This is a genomic window from Streptomyces xanthophaeus (genome assembly GCF_030440515.1).
Classification (GTDB): Bacteria; Actinomycetota; Actinomycetes; order Streptomycetales; family Streptomycetaceae; genus Streptomyces; species Streptomyces kutzneri.
Window position 1 is genome coordinate 553801 of the sequence record NZ_CP076543.1, and the last position, 18415, is coordinate 572215.

General features: G+C 74.0%; 18 protein-coding genes. 13 read left to right on the plus strand and 5 right to left on the minus strand.

All coding sequences use genetic code 11. From position 1 onward, the window contains the following. Positions 1-100 precede the first annotated feature (100 nt). Positions 101-706: a GOLPH3/VPS74 family protein gene (locus KO717_RS02515; protein ID WP_301364135.1), complete on the plus strand. Its 606-nt coding sequence runs from the start codon at positions 101-103 to the stop codon at positions 704-706. A 48-nt stretch (positions 707-754) separates the two neighbouring features. Here the strand turns inward: KO717_RS02515 and KO717_RS02520 are convergent, their stop codons facing one another. Beyond that, complete coding sequence (locus KO717_RS02520) at positions 755-1372, minus strand: nucleoside/nucleotide kinase family protein (protein WP_301364136.1); 618 nt, start codon at positions 1370-1372, stop codon at positions 755-757. A gap of 87 nt (positions 1373-1459) precedes the next feature. Beyond that, positions 1460-1894: an Ig domain-containing protein gene (locus tag KO717_RS02525; RefSeq protein ID WP_301364137.1), complete on the minus strand. Its 435-nt coding sequence runs from the start codon at positions 1892-1894 to the stop codon at positions 1460-1462. Between the two features lie 173 nt (positions 1895-2067). Here KO717_RS02525 and KO717_RS02530 point away from each other — a divergent pair, with 173 nt between their 5' ends. The 5 genes from KO717_RS02530 to KO717_RS02550 all read left to right on the plus strand — a co-directional run bounded on the left by KO717_RS02530 (position 2068) and on the right by KO717_RS02550 (position 7535). After that, a complete protein-coding gene (locus KO717_RS02530; RefSeq protein ID WP_301364138.1) occupies positions 2068-3153 on the plus strand; it encodes an FUSC family protein in 1086 nt (361 codons plus the stop codon). Between the two features lie 220 nt (positions 3154-3373). Further along, positions 3374-3751: a hypothetical protein gene (locus tag KO717_RS02535; protein ID WP_301364139.1), complete on the plus strand. Its 378-nt coding sequence runs from the start codon at positions 3374-3376 to the stop codon at positions 3749-3751. 145 nt (positions 3752-3896) lie between these two features. Continuing rightward, positions 3897-5345 carry a carotenoid oxygenase family protein gene (locus tag KO717_RS02540; RefSeq protein WP_437184623.1) on the plus strand — a complete coding sequence of 483 codons (1449 nt, stop codon included), beginning with the start codon at positions 3897-3899 and terminating at the stop codon, positions 5343-5345. Between the two features lie 86 nt (positions 5346-5431). Further along, complete coding sequence (dacB, locus tag KO717_RS02545; protein WP_301364141.1) at positions 5432-7084, plus strand: D-alanyl-D-alanine carboxypeptidase/D-alanyl-D-alanine endopeptidase; 1653 nt, start codon at positions 5432-5434, stop codon at positions 7082-7084. A 22-nt stretch (positions 7085-7106) separates the two neighbouring features. Next, a complete protein-coding gene (locus KO717_RS02550) occupies positions 7107-7535 on the plus strand; it encodes a VOC family protein (protein ID WP_301364143.1) in 429 nt (142 codons plus the stop codon). 31 nt (positions 7536-7566) lie between these two features. Here the strand turns inward: KO717_RS02550 and KO717_RS02555 are convergent, their stop codons facing one another. After that, entirely contained in the window at positions 7567-8070 is a 504-nt protein-coding gene (locus KO717_RS02555) for a hypothetical protein (RefSeq protein ID WP_301364145.1), read from the minus strand. Between the two features lie 175 nt (positions 8071-8245). On the opposite strand from KO717_RS02555, the gene KO717_RS02560 reads away from it, so the two are divergent. The 4 genes from KO717_RS02560 to KO717_RS02575 all read left to right on the plus strand — a co-directional run bounded on the left by KO717_RS02560 (position 8246) and on the right by KO717_RS02575 (position 10808). After that, entirely contained in the window at positions 8246-8617 is a 372-nt protein-coding gene (locus tag KO717_RS02560) for a S26 family signal peptidase (RefSeq protein WP_301364146.1), read from the plus strand. 23 nt (positions 8618-8640) lie between these two features. Then, positions 8641-9279: a hypothetical protein gene (locus KO717_RS02565; protein ID WP_301364148.1), complete on the plus strand. Its 639-nt coding sequence runs from the start codon at positions 8641-8643 to the stop codon at positions 9277-9279. 49 nt (positions 9280-9328) lie between these two features. After that, positions 9329-9742 carry a hypothetical protein gene (locus tag KO717_RS02570; protein WP_301364150.1) on the plus strand — a complete coding sequence of 138 codons (414 nt, stop codon included), beginning with the start codon at positions 9329-9331 and terminating at the stop codon, positions 9740-9742. A gap of 106 nt (positions 9743-9848) precedes the next feature. Beyond that, positions 9849-10808, plus strand: a complete 960-nt coding sequence (locus KO717_RS02575) for a GDSL-type esterase/lipase family protein (protein WP_301364151.1) — start codon at positions 9849-9851, stop codon at positions 10806-10808. A 97-nt stretch (positions 10809-10905) separates the two neighbouring features. On the opposite strand, the gene KO717_RS02580 is transcribed toward KO717_RS02575, so the two are convergent. Beyond that, on the minus strand, positions 10906-12159 hold the full coding sequence (locus KO717_RS02580; protein WP_301364152.1) for a molybdopterin molybdotransferase MoeA: 1254 nt from the start codon (positions 12157-12159) through the stop codon (positions 10906-10908). A gap of 394 nt (positions 12160-12553) precedes the next feature. Between KO717_RS02580 and modA the strand changes: the two genes are divergently transcribed. Then, on the plus strand, positions 12554-13375 hold the full coding sequence (gene modA / locus KO717_RS02585; protein ID WP_301364154.1) for a molybdate ABC transporter substrate-binding protein: 822 nt from the start codon (positions 12554-12556) through the stop codon (positions 13373-13375). A 547-nt stretch (positions 13376-13922) separates the two neighbouring features. Continuing rightward, the gene (locus tag KO717_RS02590) at positions 13923-15074 is read left to right on the plus strand and encodes a methyltransferase domain-containing protein (protein WP_301364156.1); all 1152 of its coding nucleotides are present in this window, start codon (positions 13923-13925) and stop codon (positions 15072-15074) included. Positions 15075-15090: 16 nt separating this feature from the next. Here KO717_RS02590 and KO717_RS02595 read toward each other — a convergent pair whose 3' ends face one another. Then, positions 15091-16587 carry a DUF6056 family protein gene (locus KO717_RS02595; protein ID WP_301364157.1) on the minus strand — a complete coding sequence of 499 codons (1497 nt, stop codon included), beginning with the start codon at positions 16585-16587 and terminating at the stop codon, positions 15091-15093. Positions 16588-16935: 348 nt separating this feature from the next. Here KO717_RS02595 and KO717_RS02600 point away from each other — a divergent pair, with 348 nt between their 5' ends. Next, the gene (locus tag KO717_RS02600; protein WP_301364158.1) at positions 16936-18414 is read left to right on the plus strand and encodes a hypothetical protein; all 1479 of its coding nucleotides are present in this window, start codon (positions 16936-16938) and stop codon (positions 18412-18414) included. Position 18415: the final 1 nt, after the last annotated feature.

Sequence of the window (18415 nt, forward strand, 5' to 3'; positions counted from 1 at the left end):
GGGCGATGTACGGGAACCCCACAACGGTGGTGGGCGTTGGTGCGACCATGGAAGGTGATCAGCGGGATCCGACTTCCGATGACTCCGAGGGGAGCCGTTCATGAGCACGGCGAAAGACCTGTTCATCATCGCCATGGACCCGCAGCCGGACCATTCGGTCGGCCAGGGTGACCTGTCGCTCGCCCTCGCCGGAGCCGAGCTGATCGATCTCCTCGACGCGCAGGCCGCCGTTCTGGACGGCGACCGCATCGTGCCGGGCGGACAGCCCGCGCTGGAGGACGCGCTCCTGGCCGAGGCCTCCTCGGCGCTCACCCGGCAGACGCCGTACGAGCGGGTCGAGGACTGGCTGTGGCGCCGCGGCCGTGACCTCTCCGCCTCCTACCAGGCGGCCCTCGAGGAAGCCGGTCAGCTGACACGGGGACGCCGAGGTCTGCTGCCGTTCGGATCCGATCGCCTGGAAGTGGCCGATACGCCCGCCCACCGCCAGGCCCTGAGCCGCTTGGAGGCGGACGAGCCCGTGCTCGCCTCTCTGGCCGCGGCCGTGGGCGTCCGTGACGCGCGGTCCGAGGACGAGCCGGGCCCGGACGACGAGGCGGTGACGACCGTACTGGCCGTCGTCGGTGACGCCGTGATGGAACTGGAGGCCGTTCGCCAGCGGCGGTCCATCGAGAACGCGGCGTTCGCCAACGTCTGGCGCGTCCCGTGAGCCCCGCGGCCGCTGCCGCCCGGTGAGTCCCGGACCCGCCGCGCGCGGTCAGCCGGCGTCGAGGACGAGGTCGGCGCGGTGACGGCCCAGGGCGACGAGTCGCGCGTTGCGTTCGTCAGAGCGGGCCACCCACTCGCGCGCGTACGCGGGGTCCTTGCCGTGCCGCACATGACGGTCGATCAGCCGCTCCAGGCGGAGGTCCTCGGCCGGGGCGAGGTACCAGGCCTCGTCCAGCAGGGGGCGTACCGAGGCCCACTCCCCCGCGTCGTGCAGCAGGTAGTTCCCCTCGGTGATCACCAGCGGTACGTCCGGGGGCACGGGGATGCTGCCCGCGATCGGCTCCTCCAGGGCGCGGTCGAAGGCGGGCGCGTACACCGTGGGTCCGTGCGGTGCGCGCAGCCGGCGCAGCAGGGCCACGTAGCCGGCGGCGTCGAAGGTGTCCGGGGCGCCCTTGCGGTCGGCGCGGCCCAGCCGGTCCAGTTCTGCCTGGGCGAGGTGGAACCCGTCCATCGGGACCACGACGGCCCGCTCCGGCCCGAGCGCGTCCGCGAGGCGGGCGGCCAGTGTCGACTTCCCGGCCCCCGGGGGGCCTGCGATGCCCAGGACGCGCCGCCCGCCCAGGGTGGCCAGCGCCCGCGCCCTCACTGCCGGTTCCGTCGTGCTCATCCGCACATCCTGCCCGACAGGACACTCCCCTCGGAGTACGGCCCGGCGCCCCCGGCCGTGGTGGCGGGCGGGGGCGCCGGGCGGCGGTCAGCAGCGCGGACAGGCGTCGCGGATCACGCGCCAGGTGAAGGTGGCGGAGCCCGTGGCACCCGCGGCATCCCTGGCGGTGACGGTGACGGTACGGATGCCGCTGCCGCGCAGGAGGCCCGAGATCAGGCCGGTCGAGGCGTTGATCGTGGCACCGGTGGGCAGGTTCACCGCGGACCAGGAGTAGGGGGCCGTGCCGCCGGTGGCGGTCATCGGTAAGTACGCGGAGTCGTACTGGAGGGACACCTGGTTGCCCGGGTTGACCACGGACGGGGCGGCGGCCGCGGTGCGCGTCACCGCCGGGCCGGTCGAACTGTGCGGCGCGGCGAAGGACGGACCGGCCGACGCCGCCAGGACAGCGGTCAGGCCGACGGCCAGCGCCGCCAGTCTGCGCGAGGTGCGCGGGGTGCGCGAGGTGCGCGTGGATGTGCTCAACGGAACCTCCGAACTCGTCGGGCGAGGACGGCGTCCCGGTAAGGGTCCCGGGGGCGGCCATCGCCCGTTGTGGGTATGCATGTTCGAGGTGCGTGGCGCGTCGGAATCATAGGCGGGCCCGGCCGTCCCGTCGATGGCGCCGCGGCCGGCCGTACACGCCTACGATGTCCGCCATGCCCGGTACGGTCACCGTTCCGCACAACCCCCCGCCCCGCGCCCGGCTGCGGTCCGCCACCCGCCTGGCCGTATGCGCCGCCGTGCCCTGGTTCCTCTGCCTCTGGTGGGGCACGAGCACGGTCCCGGTGCCCGCCGCCCTGCCCGCCGTACTGATCCTCCGCGAGGACGTGTACGCCGCCCCGCGCCTCGGGTGGAACCGGCTCGCCGGCGTCGTCGTGGGCGTGGCGCTGACCACGCTCGTGCTGCACTGGCTGCCGCCGCCCTCGGCCTCCTCCGTGACCTCGGTGTCGGCGGCGGCCTCGGTGTCCTTCCTCGCCGTACTGGCCTGCGGCTGCGCGGGCATGTACCTGATGTACCAGGGAGGCGCCCCCAACCAGCAGGCCCTGATCACCGCACTGGTGATCTACGCGACCGCCCTCCCCGGCTATGCCCTGGCCCGCCTGGTGGAGAGCGCCGTCGGCATCGCCACCGTCGTCCTGCTGGGACCCCTGCTGTGGCCGCCGGACCCCTACCGGTCGGCCGCGGACGGCCTCGACGCGTACCGGAGCGAACTCGGCGGCCTCCTCGGCACGGTCGCCGCCCGGCTCGCCGGCGGCGGACCGCCCACCGCCCCCGAGCTCCCCGGGGAGGCGGAACTGTGGCTGCGCCCCCGCGACGGCCTCGCGTCCTACGACCGGGCCGCCCGGCGCGCCCGGCTCCCCCGGCTGTACCTGCGCACGCCGAGCCGCCCGCCGGACGGGCTCGGGGAGCGGCTGCGGCTCGCCGCCCGGAGCGCCCTCACCCTCCAGTACTTCACCCAGGAACTCCGCGAGCGCGCCCGCACCGACGGCCCGTGCACGACTCCCGCTCCCGGTGCGGCTCCCGATCCCGCCCTGCGCGACCTCGCCCTGCTGGTGCGGGCCACCGCCCGCGCCCTGGACACCGCCCTGCGCGGCGAGGACTGCGCCGCGGACCTCGACCGGGCCCGCGGCCTGGACCTCGTCCACCGCGCGGCCCACCCCACCCGCCACGACGCCGTCCTGCGGGCGGGCCTCCACCTGACCCACGAGGCCGTCGCCGACCACATGTCGGCCCGCCCCTGACGACCGTCCTCTCCAAGCTGATGGTCCGGGCCGTGCGGGCGGGCCGTGCGGGCGGGCCTTTCCGGACCGGCTGCGCACGCACTCGACCCGCCCATCCGGATCGGCGGCGACCACGACGACAACGACCGGCCGATGGCGTTCTCCTGCTGAGCGGTGCCGGTCGGGCCCGGTGCGCGAGCCACCGATAGGCTCGGGCACCGACCGGGGAGATGAAGGATCGATGACGTTGAACGAAGGCCTCCGGGTGAGGCTGGCCGCGGACCTCACGCTGACCGGTCCGGTCACGGCGGCGGGGGAGCCCGTCGCCGGGTTCCTGGCCCTGGCCTCGGGCACCGAGGGCACCGTCGAGCGGGTGGACGAGCACCAGCCGCAGAGCGGCGAGGACGTCCGCGAGTACGAGCGCCTGAAGTCGCTCCTCGACTCCTTCGGCCATCAGATGCCCGAGGGGAGCAGGAAGCAGCTCGGGGAGAAGGTCGCCTCCCTGGAACCGGCGTGGACCGCCTTCCAGGAGCAGAAGCTCCGCGTGACGGTCCGCGTCCGCTTCGACAACGGGTTCGTCCTCGACGGCGCGCACGAGGAACTCTTCGACTCCGCCTGAGGCCGGCCGACCCGGCCGGTCCCGGGGCGGTCGGGGGCGGTCCGGGGTCGTCTGGCACCCGCACCCGGCGCGCGTTTCACTGGAAGGTGCCGTACCAGCGCGCCCATGGAGGACCGCGCACCCGGGAGGTCCAGTGAACACCTACGTGCCACCCCGCTTCGACCCCGCCCGCGTCCCCCACCTGCTGGGGTCCTTCGCGCCCGTGTCCGAGGAGGTCGACGTCGCGGACCTGGAGGTCACGGGCGAGCTGCCGGACACCCTGGACGGCCTGTACCTGCGCAACGGCCCCAATCCGCGGTTCACGCCGATCGGCTCGTACCTGTACCCCATCGACGGCGACGGCATGCTGCACGGCGTGTGGATCTCTGGTGGGCGGGCCCGCTACCGCAACCGCTTCGTACGCACCCCCGCGCTGCTGGCGGAGGAGCGCGCCGGCCGAGCCCTGTGGGGCGGCGTCGAATCGATGATCATGCCGGACGCCGACCAGGTGGGACCGGAGCTCGCCGGCACCTTCCGGGACATGCCCGACATCAACGTGGTCCGGCACGCCGGCCGCCTGCTGGCCCTCGCCGAATCGGCCTGCCCCTTCCGGATCGACACCGAACTGGCGACGCTCGGCCGCGAGGGCTTCGGCGGGGCCCTGCCCGCCGGCATCACGGCCCACCCGAAGATCGACCCGGTCACGGGCGAGATGGTCGTCTTCTGCTACGGCCTGGAGCCGCCCTACCTGACCTGGTCCGTCATCGACCACCACGGCGCGGTCAGCCGTGGGCCCACGCCCGTCGACGGGGTGGACGAGCCGATGATGATCCACGACATGGCCCTGACCGGCCGCTACGCGGTCCTCGTCCTCGCCCCGGCCTTCTTCGACCTCGCCGCGGCCATGACGGGCGGCTCCTTCCTGGCCTGGCGCCCCGAGCGTGGCACCCGGGTGGCGCTGATCCCGCGCGACGGAGGGCCGGTGCGCTGGGCGGCGGACGAGGCCTTCTGGACGTGGCACACCGTGAACGCGTACGACGACGGCCCGGGCGCGGACGCCCCGGTGGTACTCGACTACGTGCAGTGGAGCAGGCTCACCGTCGGCGGCCCGGAGGAGGACGCCGAACCGGTCAGCGGTGGCCTGGTACGCGCACGCATCGACCCCGCCGCCGGCAGCATGGCCCGTACCCCGCTGGACGACGCCCGGGTGGAGTTCCCGCGGGTCGACGACCGGCGCATCGGCCGGCGCCACCGGTACACCGCACTGGCCACCGACACGGGGCGGACGGACCTGCTGCCGGGCGAGTACGACGCCGTGCGCTGGTACGACGACGAGACCGGCACCTCCCGCGTCTGGCCGGCCGGGGACCTCTCGGTCGGCGAGCCGGTCTTCGCCCCCGAGCCGGGCTCCGGGTCCGGCTCCGGGTCCGGGTCCGGGTCCGGGTCCGAGGAGGGCGGCCACTGGCTGACCTTCGCCACGGACCGCACGGACGGATCGAGCTGGTTCCTGGTCATCCCCGCGGAGGATCCCGCCTCGGGCCCGGTGGCCCGTGCCCGTATCCCCGTACGCGTCCCGCTCGGCCTGCACGGCTGCTGGCTGCCGACCGAGGAGTGAAACCGCCCGGCGCGCCCGCCCGCCGCGGCCGTGCCACGCTGGTTCCTGGCCTCGGGAGGAGACAGCCGCGACGAACGGAGCGCGCTGTGAGCAGACCGATCCACCCCGCACCACTGCGGCGCGGTACGGCCGCAGCCTGCGCCGCCCTGCTGTTCGTGGCCCTCGCCTCGGGCACCGCGACCGGAGCGGACCCGACCCCGTCCCCTTCCGCTTCCCCGACCACGGCTTCGACCACGCCGTCCGCGGCCGGCGACACGGGCCTCGCCGGCCTCGACCCGCGCATCAGGGAGATCATGCGCAAGCCGGACTACCGCAATGCCCAGTGGGGCCTCCTGCAGACCGACCCGGACGACGGCCGCGTGGTGCACAGCCTCTTCCCCGAGCAGTTCTTCATCCCCGGGTCCACGGCCAAGCTGATCAGTGTCTCGGGCCCGTGGCACACCCTCGGCGCCGACCACCGTTTCGTGACCCCGCTCTACGCGGTCGGCGAGCGCGACGGCGCCACGCTGACCGGCGACCTCGACCTCGTCGCCCAGGGCGACCTCACCATGGGCGGCCGTACGCGCCCGGACGGCACGGTCGCGTACACCGACCTCGACCACACGTACGCCAACGACTTCCCCGGGGCGACCCTCACCCCCGAGAACCCGCTCGCCGGGATCGACCTGCTCGCCCGGCAGGTGCGCGCCTCTGGCATCACCCGCGTGGACGGCGACGTGATCGTGGACAGCCGGCTGTTCCTCCCCGACCCGGAGCTCGTCCCCACGCCGACGCCCCTGATCATCAACGACAACCTGATCGACCTCATGACCACCCCCGGGGACCGGCCCGGCGCGGACGCCCGGCTGGACTGGCGGCCCAAGGTCGCGCCCTACCAGGTCACCTCGGCGGTGAAGACCGTGGCGGCCGGGAAGCCGACCGCGGTCACGGTGACGGCCACGGACGGCGGCACACGGATCCGCCTGACCGGAACGATCGCGGCGGGCTCCGAACCGCTGCTGCGCACCTCCCCGATCGGTGACCCGGCCGCCTTCGGACGCGTCGCGCTGATCGAGGCGCTCGAACGTGCCGGGGTACACGTCACCGCCGACCCGTCGGGAGCCAACCCGGTGGGGCGGCTGCCGCGCGACTACGACGGACGGCCCCGGGTGGCCGCGTACACCTCCCCGCCCTACGCCCAGTACGCCAAGCTGATCCTCAAGGTCAGCCACAACCTGGGCGCCAACCTCGGCATCTGCCTCCTCGCCGTCAGCGCGAAGAGCGACCAGTGCCCCGCCGGCTTCCCGGTGCTCGCCGAGTTCCTCGACCAGGCCGGCGTCGACCGCGAGCAGGCACAGCTCATGGACGGCCGGGGCGGCAATCCCGCCGACCGGGCCACGCCGCAGGTGCTGGTACAGATGCTGGCGTACTGGCAACGGACCCCGGACGCACGGCTGTTCCGGGAGGCCCTGCCCATCCTCGGGGTCGACGGTCTGCTGGCCGAGAACTGCCGCGACTGTCCGGCCCGGGGGAAGGTGTTCGCCAAGACCGGCGCGGCCGTCGGCGGTGACGCCCTCAACGACCGGCTGGCCGTCGGCGCCATCACCATCGCGGGCTACCTCGACAAGGGCGGCGGCCGCTTCGACACCTTCTACGCGGGTGTCAACGGCGCCTCCACACCGAGCGCCGACCCCACCGAGGTGCTGGCCATCGCCAACGACCTCGCGATGATCGCCGCCTACCTCCAGGAGTCGTCCTAGATCACGCCCCTATGCTGGACCGATGTCGTCGATCAGGAAGTTCCAAGTCACCTTCGACTGCGCGGAACCTGAGCGCCTCGCCCGCTTCTGGTGCGAGGTGTTGGGGTATGTCGTCCCGCCGCCCCCGGAGGGGTTCGCCGACTGGGACGATTTCAAGCGCTCGCTGCCCCCTGAGGAGCAGGACGCGTGGTTCGCCTGCACCGATCCCTCGGGCGTGGGTCCTCGGCTGTACTTCCAGCGCGTCCCCGAAGGGAAGGCCGCCAAGAACCGGCTGCACCTCGACGTGCGGGTCGGTACCGGACTCGTGGGTGAAGAGCGCCTCGCCGCTCTCGAGGCCGAATGCGCACGACTGGTCCCTCTCGGGGCGGTACACGTGCGCACGCTGTACGACGGCAACGATGCGTGCATCCCGATGCTGGACATCGAGGGCAACGAGTTCTGCATCGACTGAACGGGAGCGGGAGCGGGAGCGGCGGTACCGGCTACTGCTGCGCCCAGGTGTGCAGCAGGGCTTCCCGCGCACGCGGATCGGGGGTGCCTTCCGCGGCGTGCTCCCGGCCCCACGCCTCGACGGCCCGCGGGTCCGCGGTTCCGGCCACGAAGCGGTCGATCAGCTCCTGGGAGAGCCGGGCTTCCTCGGCGGGGTAGCCGGCCACCGCCGCGTGGACGGTGACCTCGTGCGTATCCTCCTCCGTCACCAGGCGCAGCGCCATCTCCGGCGCGCCCTCGCCGAGGTAGTCCGCTCCGATCGCGGCCGAGATCATCGCGCCGAGGGCCTTCGTCGCACGGCCCACAGGGTTGTGCCCGGGCACGTCCTCGACCACGGCGGAACGCAGCCCCGCCCATGTCCACGTCCGGGGGTGGTCGGGATCCGCGGCTTCCAGGCCCTCGGCGGTCAGCCGGACGCCGGTCCCGATGGCGTTCGGCGGCGACCCCACGTACACCGCGTCCGGAGTGACCCAGAACAGTCCGACCATCGCCGCCACGCGCCGCTCCCCGCTCTCGTCCCCGACCCACCATCCATACCGCCCGCCGGGAACGGACCGCCGCAGACACACCGCAGACACGCCGGGAGGCCGCCGTACGCACGCGAGCGTGCGGCAGGCGTGACGCAGGCGTAAATCGATGGGGTCCCGCGGCCGGATCTGCGAGCATCCACGGATGGGTGCATTGGACGCAGTGGCCGGCAGGGTCGCCGGCGGAGCCACCGTGGAGTTCCGGCCGACCGGCTCCTCGATGGTCCCGTTGATACGAAGCCGTCAGCGGGTGGTGGTCGCTCCGGCCGACCCGTCGAAGCTGAAGGCCGGGGACATCGTCCTCGCCCGTGTCGCCGGGACGGTGTACCTGCACCTGGTGTCGGCCGTGGACCCGGCGAGGAAGCGGGTGCAGATCAGCAACAACCGGGGCCGGGTGAACGGCTGGACCGGCCACGACCGCGTCTTCGCTATCTGTACGGCGGTCGACGGTGTCCCCCGGGTGGGCGCCGCGGACAAGACGCGTGCGGTGCAGGGGCTTTCGCGATGCGTCGTCTGAAGCTTTCGGTCACCATTCACCAAGTGCGTCTCGGACCGGTGGAGTTCAAGGTCGTCCGACCGGCCGAGCCGCCCGTCCGGGCCGTACTCCTCGACCGTGACCGCTACCTGGACACCTACCTCGATCAGGACGCCGCGTATCTGATCGGCGGGCTGTGGCTGCTCGCCGCCTCGTCACCGCGCTCGCTGGTCCACCTGCCGATGCGCGGCAATCGCGCCCCCGCGCACGGGCGGCCGGAAGCCGGGACACGACAGCTCGATCTGGTGCTTCTGCACCACTCGCTCCAGTTCGCGCCCGCCCGCTGGAAGGAACTCCGCGCCCGGCTCGGCCCGGGGCGCCCGCAGACGGTGACCTTGACGGTCCCCGGTCCGGCGCCCGCCGGCGGATCCTCGGCCGGTGACGAGGCACGGCACCACCGGGAGAACCGGGATCTGTTCCACCAGCACCTCCATGCCGAGACCCTGTTCATGACCGGCAGCGCGAAGGTGTTCCGGGCCACCGCCCCGCACTTCCTCGATGTCGCCCGGCACGGTCCCGGATACGTGGCCGCCCATCCGGGCCATCCGCACTTCTGCACCGAGTTCCATTCCACCGAGGGAGTCCTCGGTGCCGCGCGCGAGATCCACGTCGAGTACTGCGACCGATGGAGCCCGCGCGGGTGATCCCCGCGGCCCGTTCGCCCTGCAGGGGGCTCGGGTTACCGTTCCGGTCATGCGACCACCCGACGAACTCGACTCCGTCGACCGGGCGTCGCTGCGGCACGGACAGCGGGCGGAGGCCTCGAACGTTCCCCGGATGATCCGGGCGCTGTACGCGGACGACGGACGCCCGGCACGCGAGCTGGTGCGCCCGCTGTGGGTGCTGACCCGCTGGAACGCGGTGTACTCGGCCACGCTCGCCGCGATCCCGTTCCTCGCGCACGCGGCCGCGCACGTACCCCGTGTACGGGCGGAACTGATCCACCGGCTCGCGGACATCGCCGACGGGCGCGGGCCCGGACGGGCGGAGCGCGGCGACGAGGACGCGGCTGCCTTCGATCCGGTCCTCGCCGAACTCCCGTCCCTGTTCCGGTTCCTGGAGGACCCCGATCCGGAGACCCGGCGGTCGCTGCTCGCCGGCCGGTGACGGGGCGTCCGGGGCGCGGCGGGCCGGTCATGACCGGCGGCGGCTCCGGCCGTCGGCCGTTAGGGTGAAACCTGACCCTCCGTGAAGAAAGGCCCTGCGGCTCACTGTGACCGAATCACGCACACACACCCTCTTCTCCTTCGGCACGCTGATGGACGAGCGGGTCCAGACCGCTCTCTTCGGCGGAGCCGTGCCCACCTCACCGGCGTCGCTGGCCGGTTACACCACCCGGCCCCTGAAGATCACCGATCCGGCGGTGATCGCGGCCAGCGGGCTGGACGTGCATCTGATCCTGGAGCGCAGGCTCGGCGCCTCGGTCGAAGGCGCCGTGTTGCACCTCACCGACGGGGAGCTCGCCGCGGCCGACGCCTACGAGGTCGACGACTACACCCGCCGGCGGGTGGTCCTCTCCTCCGGCGAGAGCACCTGGGCCTACCTGGACGCGAAGCCGCTGCGCCCGGCGGAGCGCATCGTCATCGTGGGCGACAGCATCGCCTACGGGCGCTGCGATCCGCGGGGCGGCTGGGCGGGCCGTCTGGCGGCCGCCCACATCGCCGGGAACGAGGCCGAACGCCGGCTCTTCAACCTGGCAGTGCCCGGCAGCACCCTCGCCGACGTCGGCGAGCAGACGCCCGCGCTGCTGGCGGCCCGCCGGCCCGACACCCTCCTGGTCGCCGCCGGAATCAACGACTCCGCCGTACCGCTCGCCGCCGCGGAGGCCACGGCGGACGCCCACGCCGGCGGAGCCGCCGACTTCACGCAGCTCACCGCCTGCCTCGACGCGCTGGCCGCCACCGCCCTCGGCCACAACGCCCGGCTCGTCGTCGCCGGGCCGTCCTGGCTCGACGAGGACCGCACCCGCGACTACGAGGGCCTGCGCTTCACCCGGGCGCGCGCACTGGCCCTGCGTGCCTTCCTCCGATCCTGGTGCGAGGCGAACCACATCGACCACCTCGACCTGTGGGAGCCGCTGCGCGAGCGGACCGACCTGCTCGTCGACGGCCTGCACCCCAGCGCCGAAGGGCACCGGGCGCTCTACGAGCACCTCGACGCGATCGCCCGCTGACCCACTGCCCCGGTCCCGATCGGCGCCCAGGAACGGACCGAGCGCCTGCGGCGACGCGGGCCGCGGGCCGCGCCTCCACTCGATCTCCTCCGGGCCGTCAGCCGGCCGTCAGGACCAGGGGGGCCGGAGCTCCGTCCGTCCAGTCCGGGGGGATCGCGGCGAGGGCGTCGCCGACGGCGGCCCCCTGGAGGGACGCGGCGCCGTGCCCTTCGGTGATCCGGGCCCGCGCGCCGTCCCAGGCGACGGGCACCAGCCGGGTCAGTCCGGGGGCGGGCCGCGCCCGCCCGTGCACCGGAACGTGCGGCAGGGCACCGAGGCCGCGTCCGGACAGACCCGCGATCAGGGGGCCGAGCAGGGTACGGGCGGCGACCAGGGCGGCGTACGGGTTGCCCGGCAGCCCCACCACCCAGCGGTCCGGGGCCAGTTCGGCGAGCAGCATGGGGTGGCCGGGCCGGCAGGCGACGGTGTCGACGACCATCCGCGCCCCGGTATCCTCCAGCAGCCGGCGCAGCTGGTCGGTGGCACCGACGGAGGTGGAGCCGGTGACCACGACGATTTCGGCGCCCCGCACCGCGTGCACGGCCCCGGACAGACGCCCGCCCGGCCGGTCGGGGACGTACCGCACCTCTTCGGTCTCACCGCCGAGTTCGGCGACCAGTGCCGGGAGCAGCGGACCGAGGGCGTCGCGCACCCGGCCCGGGCCGGGAACACCCGCGTGGTCCAGCTCGTCCCCGGTGACCAGTACGCCGACCCGGGGGCGCGGCCGGACCAGCAGCGTGTCATGGCCGCAGGCGGCGGCGAGCCCGAGCAGCGCGGGGCCGATCCTGGTGCCCGCCGGGGCGAGACGACGGCCCGCGGGGGCGTCCTCGCCGGTGCGCCGGATGTGCCGGCCCGGCGGCGGCACGGGGCCGGACACCCGGCCGTCGTCCGTGGTCACCGCCGACTCCAGCGGCAGCACGGCGCGGGCCCCGGCCGGTACCTCGGCCCCGGTGGAGATCTCCACGCACTCCGCCGCGCCGAGTACGCCCGCCCAGGGCGCGCCCGCGCGGACGGCGGCCCGTACCCGCCAGGGGCCGGTGCCGGACACCGCGTAGCCGTCCATCGCGGCCGTGTCGAAGCCCGGGAGCGGCCGCAGGGTGGGCAGGCCGTCGGCCAGGGTGAGTCCGGCCGCGTCGCACAGGGGGACCGTACGGGCGGGCAGCGGGCGCGCCGCGCCGTGGGCCAGGATCCGGGCCCGCGCCCAGGACACCACGGGCGGCCGTGCCGGGGCCCTGGAAGCGGAGGCGGCGGACACGGGGTCGGGATCGGGGGCGGGTGCGGGCGCGAGGGTAGGCGCGGTCGTCGGAGGCATGAACACGACTGTCGGCCCGGGGCGTTTCCGGGTCCCCGCGGGAGGGTTGCGGTTGCGCTCCGATCCGCTCACCTCCCGCCTCCCGCCGATGTGAACGTCGCCGGCCCGCCTCGCGCAGGGTTCCGGAGCACTCCGTCGCATTCGCCAACCGAATAGACGCACGCTCCTGGCGTATTCCGGAAAGGCCTCGGGCCTTTCCTTTTCCGGTCCCTTCGCCCGCCCGAACCAGGACGTTCGGCCGGCCGGCGGACTTGGCGGCCCCTCGGCCCGGGGGCGGCGCATTGCAGATGCGGGCCCGGCGAGGCTCCATTGGCAGCACATGCAGCACCGCTCCCGTTTCTCATGCCGTGCGTGCGTGGGATACGGACGACCGGACCGGAGAACACATTCCGCCATGCGATTCCTCCTGCACCTCCGACAGCGCCGGGCGGCCGCCGGCCTCCTCTGCGCCGCCCTCCTCGTTCCCGTCCTCGCCGCCTGCGGCGGTGGCAGCACCAGCACCTCCGCGGCCGCCGCACCGACCGCCGCCTCCGCGTCGGGCTCCGTACCGGCAGCGAACCTGACCGTGCTCGCCGCCACCTCCCTCACCGACGTGTTCAAGAGCATCGGGGCGGCGTACGAGAAGGAGCACCCGGGCACGAAGGTCATCTTCTCCTTCGCCGGATCGCAGGAGCTGGCCGCCCAGGTCAGGCAGGGGGCCCCGGCCGATGCCCTGGTCACCGCGGACACCAGGACGATGGACGGCCTCAAGGCGGAGACCGGGACCCCGACCGTGATCGCGAAGAACGAGCTCGTGATCGCCACCGCTCCGGGCAATCCGCGCAAGATCGACTCCCTGAAGGACCTGTCCGATCCCGGCCTGAAGGTCGTCCTGGCGGCTCCCGAGGTCCCCGCCGGGCGCTACAGCCAGGAGATCCTCGGCAGGCAGAACATCACCGTCGAACCGGTCTCGCTGGAGCCGAACGTACGGGCCGTGCTGTCCAAGGTGGAGCTGGGCGAAGCGGACGCCGGCCTCGTCTACAGGACGGACACGACCGCGGCCAAGGGGAAGGTCGGCTCGGTCGGGATCCCACCCGACCAGAACGCCGTCGCCTCCTACCCCGCCGCCACGCTGAAGGCCGCCAGGAACACCGCCGCCGCCGACGCCTTCGTCCAGTGGCTGTCCTCGCCGGAGGCCCAGAAGATCCTCCAGGAGGCGGGCTTCCAGCAGCCGTGACCAAGAACGGCCCCGGCAGGACCACCCTGCCGCGCACGCCGGGCACGAGCCGCGCCGAGTCCCGCTCCCGGGCCGGCCCCTGTGATCCTCCGATCGACGGGCCGCGCCGAAACAGGCACACGCCACGATAGGAGAGTTCATCGCCTCGCATATGCCATCCACTATGGCGCATTCACCTTGTGGATGATTAACTGACTCCAGGCAGGCCGCTTCGGCCCGCCTCCGTGTCCACGCCCAGTCGCCCTGCCGGGTCGACGCCGGCCGACGGCACGTACACCGGCCCCGCGACGGTCGAGCGGCTCTCGCCGCCAGGGGGAGCACCGGCAAAAGAGGCCCCTGCATGCCGATCGCGGTGTTCGGCACGTGGGGGCCTCTTTGCGTTCCGGCCACCGGGATCCGGGCTCCGGTCGCCGCGTTCCGGTCGCCGCGTTTCCCGTCGACCGTCTCACGGAGCGGAGCACATCTGGCATATGCAGCCTCGATGTGGGCATGCTTGCGCAGATACAGCCTGAAACAGCAACATCAGCTCGAATGTAAGGACTGAGGTATGGCGGTAGTCGTCATGCAGCCCGCGGCCGGGCAGGCTCCCACCGCCGTGAGCAAGGTGCTCGCCGCAGCGGGTCTGACCTCCCGGACCGTCCCGCTCGCGGACGATGCCGGCCCGTCCGCCGACCTCGCGGGGGTGGAGGGCCTGATCGTCCTGGGCGCCGCCGATCCGGCCCTCCTACGGGAAGCCCTCGCCGCGGAGGTGCCCGTACTGGCCCTGGAACCCGGCACCCGACTGCTGGTGCGGGAGGCGGGCGCCGGCCCGGGAGCCCGGCCCGACACCGCCCCCGGCCGCCCGCCGGTGGAACTCACCCGGGCCGCCGGCTCCGACCCGCTGTTCGCCGGGGCCGCCCGGCCCTCCCCGTACCTGCGGCCGGCCTGCGACCCCCTGGAACTGCCCGCCGACGCCGTGGTCCTGGCCTCCTGCGACGGGTACCCGGAGCAGGCGTTCCGGATCGGCGCCAGCGCCTGGGGCGTCCGCTTCCTGCCGCAGGAGCTCCCCCTGGACCCGTGGGGTGAGCAGCTCCTCGGCCGGTTCGCCACCCTGGTGGCCGCCCGCGCCGAACACACGGCCACCCGGACCTTCTTCACCCGCCGGGCCGACGCCTGGGAGGAGCGGTTCGCCTACCAGACCCCCGCCTACGAGGCGGCGATCGCCCGGCTGCGGCTGGCCCCCGGCGGGCGGGCCGCGGACCTCGGCTGCGGCACCGGCCGGGCCATGCCCGCGCTCCGGGAGCAGGTCGGACCCCGCGGCCAGGTGCTCGGCGTCGACCTCACCCCGGCCATGCTTGCCGCCGCCGCCCGGCACGGCCGCACCCGGCACGGGTCCCTCCTCGCCGCCGACTGCACCCGGCTCCCACTGGCCGGAGCCTGCCTGGACGGCATCTTCTCGGCGGGGCTGCTCGACCACCTCCCGGACCCGGCCGCCGCCCTGGACGAGTGGGCCCGCATCACCGTGGCCGACGGCGTCCTGCTGCTCTTCCACCCGTCGGGCCGGGCGGAGCGCGCCGCCCGGCACGGTCGCCCCCTCGACCCCGGCGACCTCCTCGCCGAGGGCAACCTCCGCCGGGCGCTGGAGACCACGGGCTGGCAGCTGGAGGAGTACGAGGACGCCGCCGGTCACTTCCTGGCCCGTGCGGTGCGGCGCGGCTGAGCCCGTACGACCGTGCTCAGAGGCGGTGGATCCGCTCGATGCCGTACCAGGTGGAGACACAGGCCGCGACCCAGTCCCGCTGGTAGTCGGACGTGAAGAAGGGTTCAGCCAGGCTCCCGATGTACATGGGCCGGTATCCGAGGTCGGTGGCACCCGCGGCCGCTTCCGTCCGGATACGGGAGTTCTGGGCGTCCCAGGCCACCGCGCGGGTGACCGTGGCGGTGGTGAGCTGCTTGACGCTCGGGACGAGGACGGCCAGCGAGGCGAGCGTCAGTCCGGCCGCGATCACGATGCCCGCCGGCAGGGCCACGGCGGCCCCCCGGCGCGCCAGGTACCGGCGGGCCCACACCCCCAGCAGGACGCCGTAGGCGCACAGCGCCAGTTCCATCGGTACGAGGTAGTTCGTCCAGGTACGGGCGTAGGTCCAGCCGCTCGGTCCGTAGCCGCTGCGCAGCCCCACCACCACCGCGAAGGATCCCAGCACCACCACGAGCACCGGCAGCAACAGCAGGGCGACCAGCATCTTCCGCGGGACGGCCGGGCCCGACTCCCGTTTCCCCGGCGCCGGCACGGGCGCCGCGAGCCCGGCCCCCAGGCCCAGCAGGACGCCGACGGCGGCGGCCCCCAGGTAGGCCCACTGGCCGGTGACGGTGTCCCACATGTGCAGCCAGTCCTCGTAGGTGCCCCGGAGTTCGCCCGCGGAGAGCATGGAATCCTTGGGCGGCTGCTGGGCACGGCGCCACCGGGCGCCGGGGGACGTGGTGAGCACGATCAGCCCGCAGACGACCCCGGCGCACCAGAGCAGACACCAGGTGAACGGATGCCAGGTGCGTGCCAGCCCGAGGCGGGGCACGGCCAGCAGTCCCACGCAGGCCGCGAGGAGGCCGCTGACGAGGGAGAACGACTCGCTCAGGGTGCCGATCACGAACCCGATGAGGAACGCCGCGGCGAAGCCGCCCGCGCGTAGGGCGGCCCGCGGCTGGCGGACGGTCCAGATGCCCAGCAGCAGAGCCCATACTCCGATGACGCTCGGGATGGTGTGGGAGATCGTGGCCGGTGCCCACAGCAGGACTTGATAGCTGCGCGTGCCGCCGTAGTAGATCACGGCCTGGACGGCCAGGGCGGCGGCGGTCAGGAGCAGCACCGGGGGTTCCACCCCGAGGCACCGCAGGAACCGGATCCCGAGCAGGACCAGGCCGATGGTGAAGGCGATGGCTATGACGGTCGGAAGGATCTTCATGCCGGCGAGTCCGTCGCCGTAGACGATGCCGCTCAGGAAGGCGTTGGTGATCCGGCCGTTCTGGGTGGCGTAGAAGTCGTGGGTGATGCCGAGGACGCCCAGATCTCGGGACTTCCAGGCGGCGCACCAGTCGTCCGAGGTGGGCCGGACGTAGAGGCCGAGGAAGCAGCCGACGGCGATCAGGGCTCCGGCCGCCGCCACGAGGGCGCCGCCCGCGACCGGCAGGAGCCTGCGGACGAACCGGCGATTCCCCTCGGTCGAAGCAGTGCTCATTCACCAGTCCTTCGCAGCGAGGTGCGGCCGGACCGACTTCCGACGGCCGATGCGCCTGCCGGCTCCGGTCACATCAATGTGCACGGTCCGCCGCCCACCGGCATCCGCGAGGAGAGCCGCGGGGGCCGGGCCCGCAGCTCTCCTGCCGTGCGCCACCGGCACCTTCGCCCCTGTCGCCGCCGCTGCTCCGTCGCCGCGTCCGTTGCTCCGTGCGGGAACGCGAGGCCTCGTCAGGCCCTCCCCCGCCGTCACCCGGGCGGCGGGCATGTCGTGGCGGGCTCCGTGCATCCGGCCCACGATGGGAGCTCCGGGGGCCGCGCGCACGGAAGCCCGACCGAAGGAGTGGCGATGCATGCTGCCCGGCTCGTCCGCTGGGCTGCCGTGACGGCATCCTTCGCGAGCGTCGCCCTCCCCGTGTGCGTCGCTGGGAGCCCTGTCGGCCGGCCCTCCCAGGAAGGGCGTCCGGTGTTCTTCGTCCGGCCCCTCGGACATCAGAGCCACGGCGAGGCCGAGGGCCGCTACGCGCCCCTGTCGATGCTCGTCGCCCCCACCGTCGGGCTCCTCTCCAACACCAGCGCCGCCGAGGGCGTCACACCTGCCGTGGCGGGGGGCGCGCGGTACGTCGAGCGGAGCCACGTGCTGCGGCTGCTGTCCGGCCGGTGGAGGTACCTCCCCGCCGGCCGGACGGCGTCGGTCGTGGTGCCCCCGGAGGACCCGACGGCCCGTCTGCAGATCGCGGAGAGCCGCGCCTGGCTGGCGGCCGGCCGGGTGCCGGGCGGTTCGGCGGCCCAGCGCGCGGCGGCGGAGCGGGCCCTGCTGGCCATGCGCGCCCTGCTGCGGCCGAACGGGGCCATGGCGGCGGGCTGGTCTCCGGGCTGGATGTACTCCTGGCCGCGCGACTCCAGCTTCGCCTGCGCCGCGTTCGCGCACACCGGCCACGACGCCGAGGCCTACCGGATCCTGCGCTACAGCGCCGCGGTCCAGCGCAAGGACGGCACCTGGGACGCGCGGACGGAACTCGACGGATCCGGCCCGCCGGACAGCCGACGGTGGCAGCTCGACGCCAACGGCTGGGTGCCGTGGGCCACCTGGCAGTGGTACCTGACGGCGCCTCCCGCCACCCGCAGCGCCCGGCTGACCGCCCTCTACCCGATGATCCGCAAGGCGGCCGACCGCGCGGCGGCCTCCCTCGGCACGGACGGGCTGCCCCCGGCCTCCCCGGACTACTGGGAGGTGATGACGACCACCACCAACATCGGTACGGCCGCCCCCCTGCTCGCCGGGCTCAACGCCGCCGCGCACCTCGCCGGCGAACTGGACCGGCCGCAGGACGCGGCCCGCTGGTCCGGCGCCGCCGGGCGGCTCTCCACCGGCATCACCCGGAAGTTCGCCCCCCTCGGCTATCAGCGCACCGCCGACGGACAGCACGGACAGGACAGCGCGGTGGCCTTCATGGCGCCCCCGTTCAACACGGCCCCGGCCGATCTGCCACGGGCGCTGGACACCACGTACAAGGCGCTGCTGCTGCCGAACGGGGGGCTCACCCCCGGGAACGATCCGACCGCGCCCTGGGGTGCGAACGCCTGGACCCCGAGCACCTCGTTCTTCGCCCTCGCATGGGCGGGCACGGGGCAGCCTGCGAAGGCGCGGCAGGTCCTGGACTGGGTCCTCGCCAAGCGGAACCCGCTCGGGGAGCTGCCCGAGAAGGTGGACCGGGCGGGCCGGCCCTCGTCGGTCGCGCCCTTGGCCTGGACGGGCTCGATCGTCGTCCTCACCCTGGTGGTGCTCGACGGCGGAGCGCTCCCCGCACCGCCCCGGACGCCGTAGC